This is a genomic window from Bacillus sp. FSL K6-1012 (genome assembly GCF_037964915.1).
GTDB lineage: Bacteria > Bacillota > Bacilli > Bacillales > Bacillaceae > Bacillus > Bacillus halotolerans.
Genome location: NZ_CP150175.1, coordinates 2,529,048 through 2,550,271, shown reverse-complemented (window position 1 = coordinate 2,550,271; position 21,224 = coordinate 2,529,048). Strand labels below are relative to the sequence as shown.

Annotated in this window: 27 protein-coding genes and 1 riboswitch; of the genes, 24 read left to right on the top strand and 3 right to left on the bottom strand. The window is 44.7% G+C overall.

The features are described from left to right. Position 1 precedes the first annotated feature (1 nt). Positions 2 to 103, top strand: a riboswitch (glycine riboswitch). 173 nt (positions 104 to 276) lie between these two features. Genes gcvT through gcvPB form a run of 3 tightly spaced genes read left to right on the top strand, consistent with a single transcriptional unit; the run spans position 277 to position 4,214 of the window. Continuing rightward, positions 277 to 1,365 carry a glycine cleavage system aminomethyltransferase GcvT gene (gene gcvT, locus NSS75_RS13115; protein ID WP_101861031.1) on the top strand — a complete coding sequence of 363 codons (1,089 nt, stop codon included), beginning with the start codon at positions 277 to 279 and terminating at the stop codon, positions 1,363 to 1,365. Positions 1,366 to 1,393: 28 nt separating this feature from the next. Then, the gene (gcvPA, locus tag NSS75_RS13110; RefSeq protein WP_101861030.1) at positions 1,394 to 2,740 is read left to right on the top strand and encodes an aminomethyl-transferring glycine dehydrogenase subunit GcvPA; all 1,347 of its coding nucleotides are present in this window, start codon (positions 1,394 to 1,396) and stop codon (positions 2,738 to 2,740) included. After that, a complete protein-coding gene (gene gcvPB, locus NSS75_RS13105; protein WP_044154625.1) occupies positions 2,733 to 4,214 on the top strand; it encodes an aminomethyl-transferring glycine dehydrogenase subunit GcvPB in 1,482 nt (493 codons plus the stop codon). The genes gcvPA and gcvPB overlap by 8 nt, the downstream gene beginning before the upstream one ends. A 34-nt stretch (positions 4,215 to 4,248) precedes the next feature. Here the strand turns inward: gcvPB and NSS75_RS13100 are convergent, their stop codons facing one another. Further along, the gene (locus NSS75_RS13100; RefSeq protein ID WP_024122030.1) at positions 4,249 to 4,629 is read right to left on the bottom strand and encodes a rhodanese-like domain-containing protein; all 381 of its coding nucleotides are present in this window, start codon (positions 4,627 to 4,629) and stop codon (positions 4,249 to 4,251) included. 190 nt (positions 4,630 to 4,819) lie between these two features. On the opposite strand from NSS75_RS13100, the gene lipM reads away from it, so the two are divergent. From lipM to NSS75_RS13085, 3 genes are all read left to right on the top strand, one after another. Beyond that, positions 4,820 to 5,656: an octanoyltransferase LipM gene (lipM, locus tag NSS75_RS13095; RefSeq protein WP_024122029.1), complete on the top strand. Its 837-nt coding sequence runs from the start codon at positions 4,820 to 4,822 to the stop codon at positions 5,654 to 5,656. 100 nt (positions 5,657 to 5,756) lie between these two features. Beyond that, on the top strand, positions 5,757 to 6,185 hold the full coding sequence (gene mntR / locus NSS75_RS13090; RefSeq protein WP_010334908.1) for a transcriptional regulator MntR: 429 nt from the start codon (positions 5,757 to 5,759) through the stop codon (positions 6,183 to 6,185). A 126-nt stretch (positions 6,186 to 6,311) separates the two neighbouring features. Then, on the top strand, positions 6,312 to 7,187 hold the full coding sequence (locus tag NSS75_RS13085) for a patatin-like phospholipase family protein (RefSeq protein WP_101861029.1): 876 nt from the start codon (positions 6,312 to 6,314) through the stop codon (positions 7,185 to 7,187). Here NSS75_RS13085 and NSS75_RS13080 read toward each other — a convergent pair. After that, positions 7,184 to 7,579, bottom strand: coding sequence for an SA1362 family protein (locus NSS75_RS13080; protein ID WP_044154629.1), 396 nt, complete (start codon positions 7,577 to 7,579; stop codon positions 7,184 to 7,186). The genes NSS75_RS13085 and NSS75_RS13080 overlap by 4 nt on opposite strands. Positions 7,580 to 7,618: 39 nt before the next feature. Continuing rightward, positions 7,619 to 8,572 (bottom strand): DUF1385 domain-containing protein, encoded by a 954-nt coding sequence (locus tag NSS75_RS13075; protein WP_024122026.1) that lies wholly within the window; start codon positions 8,570 to 8,572, stop codon positions 7,619 to 7,621. 231 nt (positions 8,573 to 8,803) lie between these two features. Here NSS75_RS13075 and NSS75_RS13070 point away from each other — a divergent pair, with 231 nt between their 5' ends. The 18 genes from NSS75_RS13070 to folD all read left to right on the top strand — a co-directional run bounded on the left by NSS75_RS13070 (position 8,804) and on the right by folD (position 21,216). Further along, entirely contained in the window at positions 8,804 to 9,337 is a 534-nt protein-coding gene (locus tag NSS75_RS13070; protein WP_024122025.1) for a YqhR family membrane protein, read from the top strand. Positions 9,338 to 9,424: 87 nt separating this feature from the next. Then, positions 9,425 to 9,865, top strand: coding sequence for a type II 3-dehydroquinate dehydratase (gene aroQ, locus NSS75_RS13065; protein WP_024122024.1), 441 nt, complete (start codon positions 9,425 to 9,427; stop codon positions 9,863 to 9,865). A 2-nt stretch (positions 9,866 to 9,867) separates the two neighbouring features. Further along, positions 9,868 to 10,929: an aminopeptidase PapA gene (gene papA / locus NSS75_RS13060; protein WP_151175138.1), complete on the top strand. Its 1,062-nt coding sequence runs from the start codon at positions 9,868 to 9,870 to the stop codon at positions 10,927 to 10,929. A gap of 24 nt (positions 10,930 to 10,953) precedes the next feature. Further along, a complete protein-coding gene (gene efp / locus NSS75_RS13055) occupies positions 10,954 to 11,511 on the top strand; it encodes an elongation factor P (protein ID WP_024122022.1) in 558 nt (185 codons plus the stop codon). 143 nt (positions 11,512 to 11,654) lie between these two features. Next, positions 11,655 to 11,936, top strand: a complete 282-nt coding sequence (locus NSS75_RS13050) for a YqhV family protein (RefSeq protein ID WP_010334901.1) — start codon at positions 11,655 to 11,657, stop codon at positions 11,934 to 11,936. A gap of 75 nt (positions 11,937 to 12,011) precedes the next feature. Continuing rightward, positions 12,012 to 12,935, top strand: coding sequence for a stage III sporulation protein AA (gene spoIIIAA, locus NSS75_RS13045; RefSeq protein WP_024122021.1), 924 nt, complete (start codon positions 12,012 to 12,014; stop codon positions 12,933 to 12,935). Beyond that, positions 12,929 to 13,444: a stage III sporulation protein SpoIIIAB gene (gene spoIIIAB, locus NSS75_RS13040; RefSeq protein ID WP_024122020.1), complete on the top strand. Its 516-nt coding sequence runs from the start codon at positions 12,929 to 12,931 to the stop codon at positions 13,442 to 13,444. Before spoIIIAA ends, spoIIIAB begins: the two co-directional genes overlap by 7 nt. Before the next feature lie 22 nt (positions 13,445 to 13,466). After that, positions 13,467 to 13,673, top strand: coding sequence for a stage III sporulation protein AC (gene spoIIIAC, locus NSS75_RS13035; RefSeq protein WP_003153142.1), 207 nt, complete (start codon positions 13,467 to 13,469; stop codon positions 13,671 to 13,673). A 12-nt stretch (positions 13,674 to 13,685) separates the two neighbouring features. Then, the gene (gene spoIIIAD, locus NSS75_RS13030) at positions 13,686 to 14,081 is read left to right on the top strand and encodes a stage III sporulation protein AD (protein WP_081638335.1); all 396 of its coding nucleotides are present in this window, start codon (positions 13,686 to 13,688) and stop codon (positions 14,079 to 14,081) included. 18 nt (positions 14,082 to 14,099) lie between these two features. Further along, positions 14,100 to 15,299: a stage III sporulation protein AE gene (spoIIIAE, locus tag NSS75_RS13025; RefSeq protein WP_069487194.1), complete on the top strand. Its 1,200-nt coding sequence runs from the start codon at positions 14,100 to 14,102 to the stop codon at positions 15,297 to 15,299. A 13-nt stretch (positions 15,300 to 15,312) separates the two neighbouring features. Further along, positions 15,313 to 15,933 (top strand): stage III sporulation protein AF, encoded by a 621-nt coding sequence (spoIIIAF, locus tag NSS75_RS13020; protein ID WP_044154638.1) that lies wholly within the window; start codon positions 15,313 to 15,315, stop codon positions 15,931 to 15,933. Beyond that, the gene (gene spoIIIAG / locus NSS75_RS13015; RefSeq protein ID WP_101861026.1) at positions 15,926 to 16,615 is read left to right on the top strand and encodes a stage III sporulation protein AG; all 690 of its coding nucleotides are present in this window, start codon (positions 15,926 to 15,928) and stop codon (positions 16,613 to 16,615) included. The genes spoIIIAF and spoIIIAG overlap by 8 nt, the downstream gene beginning before the upstream one ends. Continuing rightward, complete coding sequence (gene spoIIIAH, locus NSS75_RS13010; RefSeq protein WP_024122016.1) at positions 16,616 to 17,266, top strand: stage III sporulation ratchet engulfment protein SpoIIIAH; 651 nt, start codon at positions 16,616 to 16,618, stop codon at positions 17,264 to 17,266. A gap of 152 nt (positions 17,267 to 17,418) precedes the next feature. Next, a complete protein-coding gene (accB, locus tag NSS75_RS13005) occupies positions 17,419 to 17,901 on the top strand; it encodes an acetyl-CoA carboxylase biotin carboxyl carrier protein (protein ID WP_024122015.1) in 483 nt (160 codons plus the stop codon). Positions 17,902 to 17,912: 11 nt separating this feature from the next. Beyond that, positions 17,913 to 19,265 (top strand): acetyl-CoA carboxylase biotin carboxylase subunit, encoded by a 1,353-nt coding sequence (gene accC, locus NSS75_RS13000; protein ID WP_044154640.1) that lies wholly within the window; start codon positions 17,913 to 17,915, stop codon positions 19,263 to 19,265. Positions 19,266 to 19,285: 20 nt separating this feature from the next. Continuing rightward, complete coding sequence (yqhY, locus tag NSS75_RS12995; RefSeq protein WP_024122014.1) at positions 19,286 to 19,693, top strand: fatty acid biosynthesis protein YqhY; 408 nt, start codon at positions 19,286 to 19,288, stop codon at positions 19,691 to 19,693. 264 nt (positions 19,694 to 19,957) lie between these two features. Beyond that, a complete protein-coding gene (nusB, locus tag NSS75_RS12990) occupies positions 19,958 to 20,353 on the top strand; it encodes a transcription antitermination factor NusB (RefSeq protein ID WP_024122013.1) in 396 nt (131 codons plus the stop codon). Positions 20,354 to 20,364: 11 nt separating this feature from the next. Further along, positions 20,365 to 21,216: a bifunctional methylenetetrahydrofolate dehydrogenase/methenyltetrahydrofolate cyclohydrolase FolD gene (gene folD, locus NSS75_RS12985; RefSeq protein ID WP_024122012.1), complete on the top strand. Its 852-nt coding sequence runs from the start codon at positions 20,365 to 20,367 to the stop codon at positions 21,214 to 21,216. Positions 21,217 to 21,224 lie beyond the last annotated feature (8 nt).

Genomic DNA, 21,224 nt, shown 5'->3' with positions numbered 1-21,224 from the left:
AATGACAGCAAGGGGAGAGACCTGACCGAGAAAACCGGGATACAGGCGCCGAAGGAGCAAACTGCGGAGTGAATCTCTCAGGCAAAAGAACTCTTGCTCGACGCAACTCTGGAGAGTGTTTGTGTGAAATGCGCAAGCCACCAAAGGGGACGTCTTTGCTATTGCAAAGTAAACTTTCAGGTGCCAGGACAGAGAACCTTCATTTAATATGAGGTGTTTCTCTGTCCTTTTTTGTATGTTTTTTTAGCTGCGCCGTTGAAAAAGGGGAGGAATTTGATGCTGAAAAGAACACCGTTATTTGAATTGTATAAGGAATATGGAGGGAAAACGATTGATTTCGGAGGCTGGGAGCTTCCTGTTCAATTTTCTTCAATCAAAAAAGAGCATGAGGCTGTCCGAACAGCAGCCGGGCTGTTTGATGTATCTCATATGGGGGAAGTCGAAATCACGGGGGATGACAGTCTGTCTTTTTTACAAAAGCTGATGACAAATGATGTATCCGCGTTAAAAACCGGCCGTGCGCAATATACCGCGATGTGCTATCCGGATGGCGGCACCGTTGATGATTTACTCATCTATCAAAAAGCTGAAAACCGCTATTTGCTTGTCATAAATGCTTCAAATATAGATAAAGATCTTGCTTGGCTCAAAGAACACGCAACAGGAGATGTCCAGATTGACAATTTGTCAGATCAGATTGCGCTTTTGGCCGTGCAGGGCCCGAAAGCAGAAACAATCTTAAAAAATCTGACAGCTTCAGATGTGTCTGCTTTAAAACCATTTGCATTTATTGATGAAGCTGATATCAGCGGCTGCAAAGCACTCATTTCGCGAACCGGCTATACGGGTGAAGACGGGTTCGAAATTTACTGCCGCGCTGATGACGCCGTTCGAATCTGGAAACAGATCATTGAAGCGGGTGAAGAACACGGGCTTATGCCATGCGGGCTTGGGGCGCGTGATACACTCAGATTTGAAGCGAAGCTCCCGCTCTATGGCCAGGAGCTGACTCGGGATATCACGCCGGTTGAAGCCGGTATAGGATTTGCCGTAAAACACAAAAAAGAGTCTGATTTTTTCGGGAAGTCTGTATTGAGTGAAGAGAAAGAAAACGGGGCGAAACGAAAGCTCGTCGGTCTTGAAATGATTGAAAAAGGAATACCGAGACACGGATATGAAGTGTTTCAAAGCGGCAAGTCCGTCGGAAAGGTGACAACAGGCACCCAGTCACCGACATTGGGGAAAAACGTGGGCCTTGCCTTGGTTGATGCTGGAGCGAGTGAGATCGGAACTGTTGTAGAAGTGGAGATTCGCAAAAAATTAGTGAAAGCAAAGGTAGTTAAAACACCATTTTATAAACGCTAAAAATTTTTCTTTGGAGAGGGGTCAACACATGAAGCACCGCTATTTGCCCGCGACAGAAAAGGATAAACAGGAAATGCTTGATGCCATCGGTGCAAACACGATCGATGATTTATTCGCCGATATACCTGAGAACGTCAGATTCAAAAAAGAGTATCAATTCAAAAAGGCAAAATCAGAAACAGAATTAACAAAAGAACTGACAAAGCTGGCGTCTAAAAACTGTGATACCGTTCAATACGCATCTTTCTTAGGCGCCGGTGTATATGATCATTATCAGCCGGTTATTGTGGATCATGTCATTTCAAGGTCTGAGTTTTATACAGCTTATACACCATATCAGCCGGAAATTTCTCAAGGGGAGCTTCAGGCGATTTTCGAGTTTCAAACGATGATTTGTGAATTAACTGGCATGGATATCAGCAACTCTTCTATGTATGATGGCGGAACAGCCTTGGCGGAAGCTGCGATGCTTGCCTCCGGACATACGAAAAAGAAAAAAATTGTGGTGTCAACAACCGTGCACCCTGAATCGAGAGAAGTGCTGAAAACATATGCAAAAGGACAGTATATTGAAGTTGTTGAAGTCCCTGCCGCAAATGGAGTGACTGATCTTGATGCTTTGCGCGAAACCGTTTGTGACGATACGGCGGCAGTCATTGTGCAGTACCCGAACTTTTTTGGTCTGGTTGAGCCGTTGAAGGATATTGAGCCGATCGCTCATCAGGGAAAATCCATGTTTATTGTCTCAGCCAATCCGCTTGCATTGGGACTTCTGACCCCGCCGGGCGCTTTTCAGGCCGATATTGTGGTTGGCGACGCACAGCCATTCGGGATTCCTTCCGCATACGGCGGACCCCATTGCGGTTTTTTTGCGGTCACGAAAAAATTAATGAGAAAGGTGCCGGGCCGCCTCGTCGGACAAACGGAGGATGAAAACGGAAAAAGAGGTTTTGTGCTTACCTTACAAGCCAGAGAGCAGCATATTCGCAGGGATAAGGCGACGTCAAACATCTGCTCGAACCAGGCTTTAAACGCACTGGCCGCTTCCGTCGCCATGACGGCTCTCGGGAAAAACGGCGTAAAAGAAATCGCCCGCCAAAATCTCTTAAAAGCCAATTATGCTAAGCAAGAAGCGAAAAAAGCGGGGCTCACCGTAATGTTTGACGGGCCGATGTTTAACGAATTCGTTATCAAACTAGATGAACCTGTGAAATCGGTAAATCAAAGATTGCTGACAAAAGGGATCATCGGCGGCTACGATTTGGGTCTGACGTATCCGGAGCTTGACCGCCATATGCTTATTGCCGTAACAGAGCTGAGAACAAAAGAAGAAATTGATGCACTCATTCAGGAATTGGGGGATCGCCATGAATAATCAGGATCAGGCACTTATTTTTGAGCTTTCAAGAGAAGGCCGTGTCGGCTACAGTCTGCCGGAGCTTGACGTACCGGAAATGGAAGTGGAGGACCTCTTGTCAGACAGCTATATCCGGGATGAGGACGCAGAGCTGCCGGAGGTTTCTGAGCTGGATATTATGCGGCATTACACAGCATTGTCCAGACGGAACCACGGGGTTGATTCGGGCTTTTATCCGCTCGGTTCCTGCACAATGAAATACAATCCGAAATTGAATGAAAAAATCGCGCGGATTCCCGGTTTTGCCGCGATTCATCCTCTTCAGGACGAAGACACAGTGCAAGGCGCTTTGGAGCTTTTATATGACTTAAGCAAGCATCTCGAAGAAATTACGGGAATGGATGAGGTCACGCTTCAGCCCGCGGCGGGGGCGCATGGCGAATGGACGGGACTGATGATGATCCGCGCTTATCATGAGGCGCGCGGAGATATGAAACGGACAAAGGTCATTGTCCCCGATTCAGCTCATGGGACAAATCCTGCGTCTGCAACAGTTGCCGGTTTTGAAACGGTGACGGTGAAATCGAATGAAAACGGGCTTGTTGATTTAGAGGATTTAAAAAGAGCGGTGAATGAAGAAACCGCAGCTCTTATGCTGACGAATCCGAATACACTCGGATTATTTGAGGAACAGATCACCGAGATGGCGGAAATCGTTCACCAAGCCGGAGGAAAGCTGTATTATGACGGCGCTAATTTAAATGCCGTGTTAAGTAAAGCGAGACCCGGTGATATGGGATTTGATGTGGTGCATCTTAATTTGCATAAAACCTTCACAGGGCCTCACGGCGGAGGCGGTCCGGGTTCAGGTCCGGTTGGCGTAAAAGAAGATCTGATTCCTTATCTGCCAAAACCCGTTTTAATCAAAAAAGAAGGTCGATTTACTTTTGACTATGACCGCCCTCACGCGATCGGCCGTGTTAAGCCTTATTACGGCAACTTCGGCATCAATGTCAGAGCATATACGTATATCCGCTCTATGGGCCCGGACGGGTTAAAGGCCGTTACTGAAAACGCGGTGCTGAACGCCAACTATATGATGAGAAAGCTTGCCCCTTATTACGATCTGCCGTTTGACCGCCATTGCAAGCACGAATTTGTATTGTCAGGGAAACGCCAGAAAAAGCTTGGGGTGCGTACGCTGGATATTGCAAAACGGCTGCTCGATTTCGGCTATCATCCGCCTACAATTTATTTTCCGCTTAATGTTGAGGAGTGCATCATGATTGAGCCGACAGAGACAGAATCCAAGGAAACGCTGGATGCGTTTATTGATGCTATGATCCAAATTGCGAAAGAAGCAGAGGAAACTCCGGAGCTCGTACAGGAGGCTCCGCATACAACAATCGTCAAAAGAATGGACGAAACAAAAGCAGCCAGACAGCCTGTACTTAGATACGAGAAAAACGTAAGCAGCGAACTTGTAAAATAAAAAAACAGCTGTCTGATATCAGACAGCTGTTTTTTTAATTTTTGGCTTTGATTTTTCCGCCCCATTTTTTAAAGCCGCCCTTAAGGTTATAAATCTCAGTGCAGCCGTTTTTGCGCAGGGTTTGTGCCGCGCGTCCGCTGCGGACACTGTTCTGGCAGTACAGATAGACAGGCTTGTCCGGCCGGATTTCATTTTTTCTCTGTTTCAGCTGAGAAAGCGGAATGTTGCGGGCGCCTAAAATATGTCCGCCATCAAATTCATTCGGTTCACGAACGTCGATAAGCTGCGCTTTGCGGTAACCAGCGCGGAATTCTTCTTCCGAAAGTGTTTTCATAATTCGCTGCTGATAGACATATGAAGCAATCATATAGACGATAAACGCAGCAAAAATAATTAAAACGATCATATTAGACAATGTGATTCTACTCCTTTAACGTATAAAATCAAAACCCTGCTTCTTTAAACAAGGGCATAGAGACGTTTTCGACAAATACTATTATAGTAAAGCACGGCGCGATTGTCATCCATAATGGAACTAAAATATTTTTCATTTTCCCGGCAGTTTGTTAAACTGATTCTATTAAAACGGTAAGGAAGGTCTCAAAATGGAAAAAGAAACTTGGCGGTTTATAGACTCAGGAAATGCAAGCCCGGCTTTCAATATGGCGCTTGATGAAGCGCTTTTATATTGGCACAGTGAAAAGAAAATTCCTCCCGTCATCCGTTTTTACGGCTGGAATCCTGCGACGCTTTCTGTAGGTTATTTTCAAAATATTAAAAAGGAAATCAATTTTGAAGCAGTACATAAGTATAATCTTGGATTTGTCAGACGCCCGACCGGAGGAAGAGGGGTGCTCCACGATCAGGAATTGACATACAGCGTAATCGTTTCTGAGGATCATCCGGAAATGCCGGCGACTGTAACCGAGGCATATCGGGTTATTTCAGAAGGCATACTTCAAGGCTTTAGAAATCTTGGTCTGGACGCTTATTTTGCCATTCCGAGAACCGAAAAAGAAAAAGAAAGCTTAAAGAACCCGCGGTCATCCGTTTGTTTTGACGCGCCGTCCTGGTATGAGCTTGTTGTGGAGGGGCGCAAGGTGGCGGGAAGCGCGCAAACGAGACAAAAAGGCGTCATCCTTCAGCACGGCTCCATTCTGCTTGATTTGGATGAGGACAAGCTGTTTGATCTGTTTTTGTATCCGAGTGAAAGAGTCAGAGAGCGGATGCAGCGCAATTTTAAAAATAAAGCGGTTGCGATTAATGAACTCACCGATCACCCGGTGACGATGGACGATGCACGCAAGGCTTTTAAATCCGGATTTGAAACCGGCTTGAATATTCACTTGGAGCCGTACGAATTATCTCAGGAAGAGCTTAATTTTGTTCAGGACTTGGCAGAAACAAAATATGCTTCTGATGAATGGAATTATAAGCGGTAAAAAGGGCTTTTTGGCCTGCAGAGCATCCTTGTTTTTTCAAGTTCATTAGTGTAAACTTGTAATGATTTATAAAGTTAAGGTGCTTTTTGGGAGGGTTTCGATGACGACACCAAGTATGGAAGATTATATTGAACAGATTTATATGCTGATTGAAGAAAAAGGATATGCAAGGGTTTCTGATATCGCGGAAGCATTGGCAGTCCACCCCTCCTCTGTAACAAAAATGGTTCAAAAACTAGATAAAGACGAATATTTAATTTATGAAAAATATCGCGGTCTCGTGCTAACGTCTAAAGGAAAGAAAATAGGCAAACGGCTAGTATACAGACATGAATTGCTTGAGCAGTTTTTAAGAATCATTGGTGTTGATGAAGAGAAAATATATAACGATGTCGAAGGAATCGAGCATCATTTAAGCTGGAACAGCATTGATCGCATCGGTGATCTTGTTCAATATTTTGAAGAAGACGATGCGCGTAAAAAAGAGCTGAAATCAATCCAAAAGAAAACAGAACATCATAATCAGTAAAAAGGCGGGTCTCAAAGGAGGCCGCCTTTTTTTGATGAAATGCGCCCTGCTTCATTCATTGGTCTATTTCTTCGCGTTTTTTCTTAAAATGATAGTAAGCCATTGGATGGAGGGGGAGGGTATGGGATGTATATTGACGGTGTGTTTTCTGGCGGAGGGGTAAAAGGCGTGGCGCTTGCCGGCGCTTATGAAGCGCTTGAGGAAAAAGGCTTCCGCTTTGCACGGCTTGCCGGCACAAGCGCCGGCGCCGTTATTGCCGCTTTTATTGCATCAGGTTATTCAAGCAAGGAAATTCACGCTTTGATTGAAGAAGTGGACGGAGAGAGGCTGCTGGACCAGCGATACTCATTTCTCCCCTTAAAAATGCTCCAATGGGTGTCCATTTACTGGCGTTTGGGCTTGTTTAAAGGAGACACATTAGAAAAGTGGATCGCCGACCTTTTAAGAGCGAGAGGCGTACGCGTCTTTGGCGATTTGAAAAAAGGCTCTTTGCGGCTCATCGCTTCGGATCTGACAAACGGTACAATGATCGTGCTGCCGGACGACTTGGTCCGCTACGGGTTAAATCCGGATATGTTTCCGGTTGCCAGAGCGGTAAGAATGAGCTGCAGCATTCCCTATTTTTTTGAACCAATAAAATTAAAAACAGATACAGGAACTGCCACCGTAGTGGATGGGGGCGTTTTAAGCAATTTTCCCATATGGCTGTTTTCTAAAGAAAGAAAACGACCTGTTATCGGTGTGACGCTTGCGCCGAATGAAAGGGAGCGGCCGAAAAAAAATATCGGAAACGCTTTCGAACTGTTTGGCGCTCTGTTTGAAACGATGAAGGATGCGCATGACGCAAGACATATCGCGTCACGCTATGAGCAAAATATCATTTTTCTTCCGGTTGACAACGTGATGGCGACCGAATTTCATTTAACACAACAAAAAAAACTAGCCCTGATTGAGCTAGGTAAAAGTCGGACAGAGCAGTTTTTAAAGCAGTGGACCTATTAAAAAAGCGCTCTGTTTTTCTTTTTATTTTTTTTTCCTTCTATGACAGTCAGCTGCGTCTGGCTTTTTTTCTTGAGAATCATCGGCTTAGGTTTGCTGGCGCTCGGAACGCTTCGCAGATGGCTCACCCGTCCTTTATGCCCGGCGCGGTGCTTTGCTTTTTGTTCTTTCAGCCGGCGCCGCGATTGTTTGGCCGCTTTTTTAAAAGCCGCTCCTTCACTGCCAGTATTTCGCTTCATTACATATTTCACAATAAAATAAATAATGATACCTGCCAAGATGACGGTTATCGCCATTTTTGCCATTTCTCCGGGATTGGTTACCAGCACATACAGGAAACCGAACGCTCCCAGCGCAATTAATACAGCAATAATAGGTTGTACACGATGATTCATAACTGTCCACCTCCGAAAGTAATAGCAGGGCAACGGATATTAGATGACGTTGTGAGAAGGCTGCTCTTTTTGTTCAGATCTTTCTTCGAGTCTGAGAAGCTCGTTAAAGCTTTCGATTGCAACTTCAACTTGGTCATCCTTAGGTTCTTTCGTCGTTAACAGCTGAAGCCAGAGGCCCGGGTACCCGAGACATTTCAAACCGGGAATATCACGCACTTTATTTGTCAGCTGCAGCACTTCAAAGGAAATCCCAAGTACAACCGGTATGAGAGCGACACGATCTATAACACGCAACCAAAGCGGATCTGTTGGAACAAGCAAGTATACAAACATACCGACAATAATGGTAAATAAAATAAAGCTGGACCCGCAGCGGTAATGAAGCCGTGATTGATTTTGAACGTTCTCTACAGTAATTGGCAATTTCTGTTCATAACAGTTTATGACCTTATGTTCGGCTCCATGATATTGAAACACTCTTTTAATCAGCGGTGTCATGGATAAAAAATAAATATAACCGAGCAGCAAAATCAATTTGAATAGACTTTCAACTGCGATTTGCGCTGTGTCCGATGGAAAAACCGGTCTTGTCAGTTCAGCTAAGAAAACAGGAACCAATGTAAATACGAATTTACTGAACAAAAATGATAAGACGCCGATCACTGCAAGGCTGAGATACATTGACAGCCCCGAGGCTTTTTTTTCTTCCTTAAGCGTCTCGTCCTCAGACGGATCAAGTCCGTAGCGTTCACTCGAGAAATTCAAATGCTTTGTGCCGTTAGCGCTCGCTTCAATAATAGCCGCGATCCCTCTTATAAATGGTATTTTTTTTACCCTGTTCAGCTTCGGATTGTGTTTCCGGGGAAGCTTGAAGAAATCAATGCTTCCGTCTGTTCTTCGTATGGCCGTAACGTAATTGTGTTTTCCGCCAAACATAACGCCTTCCACAACCGCCTGCCCGCCGTAAGCGGGCGGAATTTTATGTTTTGACATATTCATCAACCTGCCTATTTCTTTAGGATTGCTAACTATTTCCTTTCACTCTATTGTACAGGAAACAGCGCGAAACCTCTAGATTGACGGGCTGAAAATTTGCCAGAGCCTTGCTTTTTCTACATGCAGTATACCCGTTATTTTCAAATTTTACTCGCTGCTGTCAAAATGTGTGAGCTTTTTTATTGACATTTCATTTTTTGGGCACACTTTAACAAGGAGGTGGCCGTTATGACAAGTGAAAAAAATACAGATCAAAACGAACAAACAAAAGAGGATCAGGGACCGCCTGTGCCAATGGGCGCCAGGGTAGCGGCGACGGGTTTTTGCGGAGGCGTATTATGGAGTTTCGTCGGTTATATCGCCTACTTATTTCATTTTTCCGAAATCAGCCCCAATATGATATTGCAGCCGTTCGTGCTCGGAGAGTGGAAGAAACATGGTTTAGGAACGATTATCAGCATCATTGTGATTGGCATCATTTCGATTGGCGGGGCGTTTCTTTATTATCTTCTCTTGAAACGCTTGAAAACGATGTGGCCTGGTATGTTATACGGCTTGCTGCTTTGGCTGCTCGTGTTTTTTGTGTTTAATCCGATTTTCCAGGATGTGCGCGCTGTAACTGAATTGAAATCAGATACGATTATTACAACAATTTGCATCTATCTGCTTTACGGGCTGTTTGTCGGATATTCAATTTCATTTGAATATAATGAGCTGAACTCGGAAAAGCTGGCACGTGCGCTGGGAACACAGAGAGAATAGTGTATTATCCTTTTTTGTTATGATAAAATGTTCACGAGAAGTGAACATTTTTTACATGAGAAACCCTCGCGAAAAGGAGAGAGCCATGTGCCTCATTTTTTGATTTTGAACGGCCCGAATGTCAATCGGCTGGGGAAGCGTGAGCCGGATGTATTTGGGCGTCACACACTGACAGATATTGAAACAGATCTTTTTCAATTTGCTGAAGCCTTACATATTCAGCTTACTTTTTTCCAGTCTAATCATGAAGGCGATTTGATAGACGCCATACACGAGGCTGAGGAACAATATGACGGAATTGTTTTGAATCCGGGCGCGCTGAGCCATTACAGCTATGCAATCAGGGATGCTGTTTCAAGCATCAGCCCTCCTGTGGTTGAGGTGCATTTATCAAATTTATACGCCAGAGAAGAATTCAGGCATCAGTCAGTGATCGCTCCTGTTGCGAAAGGGCAGATTGTCGGCCTCGGATCTGAAGGCTACAAGCTTGCTGTTCGCTATTTATTAAGCCGGCAAGGGGGAGAATAAAGATGAAACTTGAGAAATTAAGAAACTTGTTCGAACAGCTGGGGATAGACGGAATGCTGATTACAAGCAGCATCAATTTGCGCTATATGACCGGTTTTACAGGGTCAGCGGGCTTAGCTGTCATATCCGGAGACAGGGCTGCGTTTATTACAGATTTCCGTTATACGGAGCAGGCGAAGGTTCAGGTAAAGGGCTTTGAAATCATTGAGCACGGCGGCAGCCTGATTCAAACCACTGCCGACACAATTGAAAAGTTCGGCATCAAACGCCTCGGTTTTGAACAAAACAGTATGACCTACGGCACATACGCGTCCTACAACGCGGTTGTCAGTGAGGCTGAATTAGTGCCTGTGGCTGAATCCGTGGAAAAGTTGCGCTTGATTAAGTCTAATGAAGAGATTAAGATATTAGAGGAAGCTGCGAAGATTGCAGATGATGCTTTCAGCCATATCTTGACGTTTATGAAACCCGGCATTTCTGAAATAGCTGTTGCCAATGAATTGGAGTTTTATATGAGAAGCCAAGGAGCGGACAGCTCTTCTTTTGATATGATTGTCGCCTCGGGCCTTCGGTCAAGCCTTCCCCATGGAGTGGCAAGTGACAAACTGATTGAAAGCGGGGATCTTGTTACGCTGGATTTTGGCGCTTACTATAAAGGATATTGTTCTGACATTACCCGAACGGTCGCTGTAGGCCAGCCTAGTGATCAATTGAAAGAAATTTATCAGGTCGTATTTGATGCTCAGGCACTCGGCGTCGAACATATTAAGCCGGGCATGACAGGCAAAGAGGCTGACGCCCTGACTAGGGATCATATCGCTGCAAAAGGCTACGGCGAGTACTTCGGCCATTCAACCGGGCATGGGCTCGGCATGGAAGTTCATGAGTCGCCGGGGCTGTCAGTCAGATCTTCAGCTATTCTTGAACCGGGCATGGTGGTTACAGTGGAGCCGGGCATTTACATACCAGAAACAGGCGGTGTCCGAATTGAAGATGACATCGTGATTACAGAAAACGGCAACCGGACAATTACCCATTCCCCAAAAGAACTCATTATTTTGTGATTGGAATATAGGAGGACATTAAACATGATTTCAGTAAACGATTTCCGTACAGGATTAACAATCGAAGTGGATGGCGGCATTTGGCGCGTCGTTGACTTCCAGCACGTAAAACCGGGTAAAGGTGCGGCATTTGTCCGTTCTAAACTTCGCAACCTGCGTACTGGCGCGATTCAGGAAAAAACATTCCGTGCTGGTGAAAAAGTGGCAAAAGCGCAAATCGAAACAAAAACAATGCAATACTTATATGCAAACGGAGACCAGCACGTATTCATGGATACAAGTTCTTATGAACAGCTTGAACTGAGTGAAACTCAAATTGAAGAGGAATTAAAATATCTGCTTGAAAATATGTCTGTACACATCATGATGTACCAAGATGAAACACTCGGTATCGAACTTCCGAACACGGTTGAGCTGAAAGTGGTAGAGACTGAACCTGGCATTAAAGGTGATACGGCATCAGGCGGTACAAAACCTGCGAAAACCGAAACTGGTCTTGTTGTAAACGTGCCGTTCTTTGTCAATGAAGGCGACACTCTTGTAGTCAACACATCAGATGGTTCTTACGTTTCAAGAGCGTAAGGAGAAAAAAGAGGCCTGTTCCCAATTGGGAGCAGGCTTTTTTTGTGCGCAAAAACAGAATCTTTCTTTTATACGAAAATGGCAAGACTACTTCCGACAGCTAGAGCATATCATATAAAAAAATGGGAGGTTGGGAGAGTGCTATGAAATTTTTTCTTGGAAATATCAATTCTACTGTTTTGACAATGGCCGGATTGCGAGTTTTATCCTCCATGATTGAGCTGACGGCCGCGATTGTGATGCTTGTGACAAATGATGTCCGCAAAGCGGTTGTGGTCAACAGCATTCTTGCTATTGTCGGTCCGCTGATTTTTATCATCACCATGACTGTGGGAATCTACCAAATTGCCGGGCAGCTGTCATATGCAAAACTGATCTTGATTTTTACGGGTGTCGTGTTGATTTTAGCGGGTGTCCACAAATAAAGAGAGGCTTGTCATAAAGTCTGCCTCACATCATACATTTTAAAGAAGCCGATCGGTAGAAAGGAGGAGACACTGTTGAATGAAATTGCTGACGTTCTCCCTGAATCCATGAAAAACGCCCTTTCTGAAATACCGGAACATCAATGGCTGGAAATCGAAGAAATCAGAATTCGGGTTAACCGCCCTGTTGAACTGATACGAAAAGGACAACCTCTTTTTTTGTCCTATGCGGGCACGGCCGAGGATGCCCACCTGATCCTCAGCCGGCTGAGCAATTATAGTATGTATACGCTCGAAGAAGAGCTGAAGAAAGGGTATGTCACCATCAGGGGCGGCCACAGAGTCGGACTTGCAGGCAGAGTCATTACAGAAAACGGAGGGGTGAAGGGCCTCCGCGACATTGCGTCTTTTAATATACGAATTGCCCGGCAAAAGCTTGGAATTGCAGAACCGCTGCTGCCTTATCTGCATCAAAACGGCTGGCTGAATACATTGATTATCGGTCCGCCGCAAACCGGTAAAACAACGCTGCTTCGTGATATTGCCAGACTTGCGAGCAGCGGCAAGAACCGCATTCCGCCCGTAAAGACAGGCATTGTCGATGAACGGTCAGAAATTGCCGGGTGCCTGCGCGGCATTCCGCAGCATCAATTCGGACAGAGAATTGACGTGTTAGATGCCTGTCCGAAGGCAGAAGGGCTGATGATGATGATCCGGTCAATGAGTCCCGAGGTGATAATTGTTGATGAAATCGGAAGAACGGAGGATACAGAAGCACTTCTCGAGGCGCTGCATGCCGGTGTTTCGGTCATCGTATCCGCGCATGGCTGGAGTATTTCTGATCTGATGAAGCGGCCTTCATTAAAGCGTCTGTGGGAAGAAAAAGCCTTTGACCGCTATTTGGAATTATCCAGAACGAAGGGGCCGGGCACGGTAAGCCGTATTTATGACAAAGACGGAAACGTGCTTTCTGGAACGAGGGACGTGAAAACATGCTGAAGCTGTTAGGCGCTGTATTCATTGTAGCTGCGACAACATGGACAGGTTTCGAGACGGCGAAAATTTATACAGAACGGCCAAGGCAAATCCGTCAGCTGCGTGCGGCGCTCCAATCTCTCGAGGCGGAAATTATGTACGGCCATACACCGCTTCACACCGCTTCGCAGCAGATCGCAAAACAGCTTGCACAGCCTGTTTCGGCTCTGTTTCTCAGTTTTAGCGAACAGCTGGAGAAAGGCAGTGATTCCGCTAAAACGGCATGGGAGCAAAGCTTAAAAAAAGTGTGGGACAACATGTCACTGAAAAAAGCCGAATATGATGTGCTGAAGCAGTTCGGCGAGACGCTTGGGATTCACGATCGAATCTCACAGCAAAAACATATCAAGCTGGCACTTACACACTTAGAGGCATCGGAAGCGGATGCTGAGCAGGCACAAGCGAAAAATGAAAAGATGATAAAAAGTTTAGGCTTTTTAGCGGGCTTGTTACTCATTCTTCTATTGATGTAAACGTGAGGGGAGCAAAAATAAAATGGGAGTAGACGTTAATGTCATTTTTCAAATCGCCGGAGTGGGAATCGTGGTCGCTTTTTTACACACGATTTTGGATCAGATGGGAAAAAAAGAATACGCCCAGTGGGTGACGCTGTTAGGTTTTATCTATATTTTATTTATGGTCGCCACCATTGTGGATGACCTCTTTAAAAAGATAAAAGCTGTGTTTTTATTTCAAGGATAGGGGGGCTTACAGATTGACATTGTTCAAATTGTAGGTTTAGGGCTGATCGCCACCTTCCTTTCTTTGATCGTAAAAGAACAAAAGCCGACATTTGCCTTTTTAATTGTCGTATTTGCCGGATGTGTTATTTTTCTCTATTTGGTAGATCAAATCTACGACATTATCAGAATGATTGAAAAAATAGCCGTTAACGCCAATGTCAACATGGTATATGTTGAAACGATTTTAAAGATTATCGGAATCGCCTATATTGCTGAATTCGGGGCGCAGCTCACCAAGGATGCCGGTCAAGGGGCCATCGCCTCGAAAATAGAATTGGCGGGGAAAATTCTGATTCTCGTTATGGCTGTTCCTATTTTAACCGTGATTATTGAAACGATTCTCGGACTTATACCTTCCATGTCATAACCGAAAGGAGGCGGCAGATTGAAGCGTTTTCGATGGGCGTTGGTTCTTGCGGTGCTGCTCGTATTCGGCTGCACAGAAATTGTACAAGCAGCAGACGATTCGGTCCAAACAGAAGAACATACCGAAACACCGGAGCAATTGGCTGAAAAAACGGCAGAGTCGCTTGAAACAGACAAGATCGGTGAATTTTGGAATGACATAATGACGGAGTACGGCGGGCTTCTGCCGGAAAGTCAAAAAGGAAGTTTGCTTGAGTTTATAAACGGCGATAAATCTTTTTCACCGCAAGAATGGCTGAAGGCTCTCTTTTCTTATTTGTTTCATGAAGTGCTTGCCAATGGAAAGCTTCTCGGCACGTTGATTTTGCTAACGATTTTTTGCGTCATTCTTCAGCTTCTGCAAAATGCATTTCAGCAAAGCACAGTCAGCAAGGTTGCCTACGCAATTGTTTATATGGTGCTGATTATCCTTGCACTGAACAGCTTTCATGTAGCGATCAATTATGCGACAGAGGCGATTCAGACGATGACCAGTTTTATTTTGGCTCTCATTCCTCTCCTGCTGGCGCTTTTGGCTTCCTCTGGAGGAGCTGTATCTGCGGCCTTCTTTCATCCTGTTATTCTTTTTCTAATGAATACGAGCGGTCTGCTGATTCAAAATATCGTCATGCCGCTGATTTTCTTATCAGCAATTCTGAGCATCGTCAGTACAATGACTGAACAATACAAAGTAACGCAGCTGTCCAATCTTCTCAGAAATATTGCCATCGGAGCGCTGGCAGTCTTTCTCACTGTGTTTCTCGGCGTCATTTCTGTGCAGGGTGCCTCGGCGGCAGTGACAGACGGCATTACGCTCAGGACGGCTAAGTTTATTACCGGCAACTTCATTCCTGTTCTTGGAAGAATGTTTACTGACGCAACGGATACGGTGATCAGCGCTTCCTTATTGCTGAAAAATACGGTAGGAATCCTAGGTGTCGCCATTTTGATTTGTATTGCGGCTTTCCCGGCAATCAAAGTGCTTTCTCTCGCTTTTATTTACAAGCTGGCAGCCGCGATTCTCCAGCCGCTCGGCGGCGGTCCGGTCATTACCTGTCTCGATGTCATCAGCAAAAGCGTCATTTATATTTTTGCGGCTCTCGCTATTGTGTCTCTCATGTTTTTTTTAAGCCTTACCGTCATTATTACTGCCGGAAACCTCACGATGATGATGAAATAAAGGAGGCTGACGGATGAGTTTTTTAACTGAATGGCTTACCAGCATCGTCTTATTTATCCTATTTGCAATCGTTATTGATATGCTGCTGCCGAGCTCCAGCATGCAAAAGTACGCAAAAATGGTAGTCAGCCTGCTGCTGATCGTCGTCATGCTTACTCCAATCTTTAAGCTTTTCAAAACAGACCCCGAAGTCATCTTTGAATACCTCACAAAAAACGGGCAATCGGAATCTGCCGAAATAAAAAATCAGATCAATTCAAAAAAAATAGAAATACAAGCTTCCCAGCGCGCATATATTTTAGAAGAAATGGCTGTCCAACTAAAAAAGAAAGCGGAGGAGATGTTCAGTCATGACGAATATAAAGTAGACCAAATCAAGATCACGGCAGGAGAAAAAGTAGATTCAGAAGAGGATATCAAAACAATCAGCGTGTATATGGCCCCGTCTTCTGAAAAAACGGTCCAAACGGTCGCGCCGATCGACATTAATACGGATCATGCATACGTCACGAAAGAAAAAGCGGAACAAAAAGAAGCTAAACAGATTGAGACAAAGCTTGCGGACATTTGGGAAATCGGCAGTGAGAAAATTACGGTTCATATGGAAGGCGGGGAGAGGATCGGCAATGAATAAAAACGGATTATGGAACGTATTGAAAAAGCAGTTTCTTCCGGGGCAATCGAAGGACGGCGAAAAACCGAAGCTGACCAAATATCATTACTTTCTGTTCGTTTTTGTTCTCGGCGTCTCCTTTATGCTTGTCAGCCAGCTCTTTTCTTCACCGGAGAAAACGGAAAACGCCCAGACCATAACAGCACCGGCATCAGCTGATGCGGCGGACAGCAAAGAGAAAACAGCTGAAGTGTTTAAAGCCTCTAAATCTGATGATCCTAAAAACTCTATTGGCGATTATGAAAAAGAATATGAAAACCAGCTGAAGGAAATTCTTGAAACCATTATCGGCGTGGAGGATGTCTCGGTTGTGGTCAATGTAGACGCAACGTCACTGAAGGTTTATGAAAAAAACAAATCAAGCAAAAATACAACAACTGAGGAAACAGACAAAGAAGGCGGAACTAGAAGTGTGACGGATCAAACATCAGAGGAAGAAATCGTCATGATCAGGAATGGGGATAAAGAAACCCCTGTTGTCGTTCAAACGAAAAAACCTGATATACGCGGTGTACTCGTTGTTGCTCAAGGAGTGGACAACGTTCAAATAAAACAAACCATTATTGAAGCGGTGACACGGGTCCTGGATGTTCCAAGCCACCGGGTTGCGGTTGCCCCTAAAAAAATAAAGGAGGATTCATAAATGCTCAAAAAACAAACCGTTTGGCTGTTAACAATGCTCAGTCTTGTTGTGGTGTTAAGTGTTTATTATATCATGTCACCGGAAAGTAAAAACGCGGTGCAGATGCAAAGTGAAAAAAGCCCGTCAGACAGCGGTGAGGTAGCAACTGAAAAAACACCTGCCAAGGAAGACACAAAGGAAAAAAACGGTGCTGAAACAGAGAAAGAAGACGGAACAAAGGGTACGAAAGATTCTTCATCAGACAAAGAAACTTCCGCTGAAGCGAGTGAAAAAGGAACAGTTGTGACCGAAACCGCCGATGATGATCTCTTCACAACGTACCGCCTTGATTTAGAGGATGCCAGAAGCAAGGAAAGGGAAGAACTGAATGCGATCGTATCCAGCGACGATGCAACAGCAAAGGAAAAGAGCGAAGCATATGATAAAATGACAGCCCTCAGTGAAGCGGAAGGAACAGAAAAACAGCTTGAAACACTGATTAAAACACAAGGCTATGAAGATGCCCTCGTAAATGCGGAAGGAGACAAAATCAACATCACGGTCAAGTCTGACAAACACTCCAAATCTAAAGCTACAGCCATCATAGACCTTGTTGCCAAAGAAATTAAAACGATGAAAGACGTTGCTGTCACATTTGAGCCTTCCAAATAGTTAATGAACAACCGCCCGCCGAAACGCGGGCTTTTTGCATGCCAATCATATTAGAGTTGAATTCAAAAGTCCGCTCCTGTAAGATAAACATAGTATGTACTTTTAGTAGTAACCTATAAAAAAGAAATTTCAATACATAGGAGTGCGATGGAATGTTAAACATTAAAGAAATCCATGAGCTGATTAAAACAATTGACGAATCTTCAATTGATGAATTCGTATATGAAAATGAAGGTGTTTCCCTAAAACTGAAAAAACACGAAGCGGGTACTGTGCAAGTGATGCAGCAAGCACCGGCAGCACCTGTACAAGCAGCGGCTCCGCAAACGGCACAGCCTCAAGCGCAGCAAGCAGCGCCGGCACCTGCACAAGAGGCGCCGAAACAAGATGAAAACCTGCATCAAATCAAATCGCCGATGGTGGGAACATTTTATGCTTCTTCATCACCGGAAGCCGGTCCTTATGTAACTGCAGGCTCTAAAGTAAATGAAAACACAGTTGTCTGCATTGTGGAAGCAATGAAGCTATTCAACGAAATCGAAGCGGAAGTAAAAGGCGAAATCGTTGAAGTATTAGTTGAAAACGGCCAGTTGGTTGAGTATGGACAACCTCTATTTCTTGTAAAAGCAGAGTAAGGAGACTTAACATGATAAAAAAGCTATTGATCGCCAACAGAGGAGAAATTGCTGTCAGAATCATCAGAGCCTGCAAAGAGCTCGGCATTGAGACTGTCGCTGTTTATTCAGAAGCTGATAAAGATGCCCTGCATGTGCAAATGGCTGATGAGGCTTTTTGTATCGGACCGAAAGCATCAAAAGACAGCTATCTAAACGTTACAAATATCGTAAGTGTCGCCAAGCTTACCGGCACAGATGCTATCCATCCGGGATACGGATTTTTAGCTGAAAACGCCGACTTCGCGGAATTATGTGAAGAAGTGAATGTCACGTTTGTCGGACCTAGCGCTGAGGCCATTTCAAAAATGGGAACAAAAGACGTTGCGCGGGAGACGATGAAACAGGCGGGCGTGCCGATCGTTCCAGGTTCACAAGGAATTATAGAAAATGTGGAAGAAGCGGTTTCGCTGGCTAATGAAATTGGGTATCCTGTAATTATAAAAGCCACCGCAGGCGGAGGCGGAAAAGGAATCAGGGTTGCGCGCACCGAAGAGGAATTGATTAACGGCATTAAGATTACTCAGCAGGAAGCTGCAACTGCATTTGGAAATCCTGGAGTTTACATCGAAAAATACATAGAGGATTTTCGTCATGTTGAGATCCAAGTGCTTGCCGATAATTATGGAAATACCATTCATTTGGGCGAACGCGACTGCTCGATTCAAAGACGCCTTCAAAAGCTTTTGGAAGAATCACCATCTCCTGCGCTTGATTCAGAAATCAGAGAGCAGATGGGTGAAGCAGCGGTTAAGGCTGCAAAAGCAGTTGGCTACACAGGCGCGGGCACAGTTGAATTTATTTATGACTACAGAGAACAGCGCTACTACTTCATGGAAATGAACACAAGAATTCAAGTAGAGCACCCAGTCACAGAAATGGTGACAGGAACAGACCTGATTAAGGAACAAATCAGAGTCGCATCAGGAATGGAACTCAGCCTCAAACAAGAAGATGTTCTATTTGAAGGCTGGGCCATCGAATGCCGAATTAATGCGGAAAACCCAAGCAAAAATTTCATGCCGTCACCTGGTGAAATAAAAATGTATCTGCCGCCGGGCGGTTTAGGTGTCCGTGTAGATTCAGCCGCGTATCCGGGCTATACCATCCCTCCGTACTACGACAGCATGATTGCGAAAGTAATCACATACGGAAAAACGAGAGATGAAGCGGTTGCCCGCATGAAGCGCGCATTAAGCGAATTCGTCATCGAAGGTATAGAAACAACAATCCCGTTCCACATCAAACTGCTTGAACACGAAACATTTGTCAGCGGAGAGTTTAATACGAAGTTTTTAGAAACATATGATGTAATGGGCTCATAATTTTTACGGAGGTGAATTGAATGAAAGACAACAGCTTGCTTAAAATGGATCATGAAGACACGCATTTAGGTAAGGTTGAGATCGCGCCGGAAGTCATTGAGGTGATTGCCGGTATCGCAGCTTCAGAAGTTGACGGCATTGCTGAAATGCGCGGGAACTTTGCGACAGGCGTCGTCGAGCGCTTCGGCAAAGTAAACCACGGCAAAGGCGTAAAAGTCGACTTGGCGGATGACGGAATTACGATCGATGTCTACTGTGTTGTCGCATTCGGCGTTTCCATTCCGAAAGTCGCAGCGGCCGTTCAGGAAAACATTCGTCAAACCTTATTAAATATGACGTCTCTTTCAATTAACGAGATCAATATTCACATCGTCGGCATTCAATTTGACACAAAAGCCCAGGAAGTCGAAATCGACGAAGAAATGTAAATGGCTTAACAGAAAACCAAGGGGAGGGCGGCCCTTTGGTTTTTTTACACGTTACCCTTTATTTCAAAGCATGAAGAAAGCCGGCTCGAGGCAGCCGAGTTTCTTCATGATCGTGAAATCCGAATGATCATATGAAGGTGTGTAAAAATATTCGGTAATAGGGTCGAAAAACCTTGATTTCAATATGCGGATACGAAAAAAATATGTTATGATCTCTTTATGGCTTAACGACAAGCGGATAAAGAGGATCAAAGGAGAAAGAAAATGAAAAGAAGAACAGCAAGAGAAAAAGCTTTGCAGGCACTATTTCAAATTGATGTCAGCGATATTGCAGTGAATGAAGCCATTGAACACGCATTAGATGAAGAAAAGACAGATCCTTTCTTTGAAAAGCTTGTATACGGTGTACTTGAACACCAGGTTCAGCTGGATGAAATGATTTCGAAACATCTGGTGAATTGGAAGCTTGACCGGATTGCCAATGTTGACCGTGCTATTTTGCGTCTGGCAGCATACGAAATGGCATATGCCGAAGACATTCCGGTAAATGTCTCCATGAACGAAGCGATTGAGCTGGCGAAACGGTTTGGTGATGACAAAGCGACAAAATTTGTAAACGGGGTTCTTTCTAACATTAAATCTGATATTGAACAATCATAGGAGGAAAGAAAATGACTGCAACAATCATCGACGGAAAAGAAACGGCAAAAGAAAAACGCGAACAATTGGCAAAAGAAGTAGAAGAGCTTAAAAAGCAAGGCGTCACTCCCGGCCTGGCGGTTATTTTGATTGGAGATGACCCAGCTTCTCATTCTTACGTGCGGGGAAAGAAAAAAGCAGCAGAAACAATGGGCATGAATTTTAAGCTTGATCAATTCGACAGCAGCCTCACAGAAGCTGAACTGCTTTCGATTATTGACAAATACAATGAAGACCCTGAGTTTCACGGAATTCTCGTTCAGCTTCCGCTTCCAGACCATATTTCTGAAAAAGCGGTGATTGAACGTATTTCTCCTGATAAGGATGTAGACGGTTTTCATCCGTTAAATGTAGGGAAAATGCTGCTTGGCGAAGATACATTTCTTCCTTGCACGCCGCATGGAATTGTTGAGCTTTTGAAGAAAACCAATATTGACCTTTCCGGTAAAGAGGTTGTTGTAGTCGGCCGAAGCAATATTGTCGGTAAACCTGTCGGCCAGCTTTTATTAAATGAAAACGCGACAGTAACATACTGTCATTCAAGAACAAAAGATATATCTGAACATACGAAAAAAGCGGACATCCTGGTGGTGGCGGTCGGTAAAGCCAACTTCATCACTGCTGACCAGATGAAAGAAGGCGCCATCGTTATTGACGTCGGCGTTAACCGTTTGGAAAGCGGAAAGCTTTGCGGAGACGTTGAGTTTGAAGGTGCGAAGGAAAAAGCATCCTTTATTACACCTGTTCCGGGCGGAGTCGGTCCTATGACCATCACGATGCTTGCGCATAATACTGTTAAATCTGCGAAACGTACGTTATCATAGATCTTTGG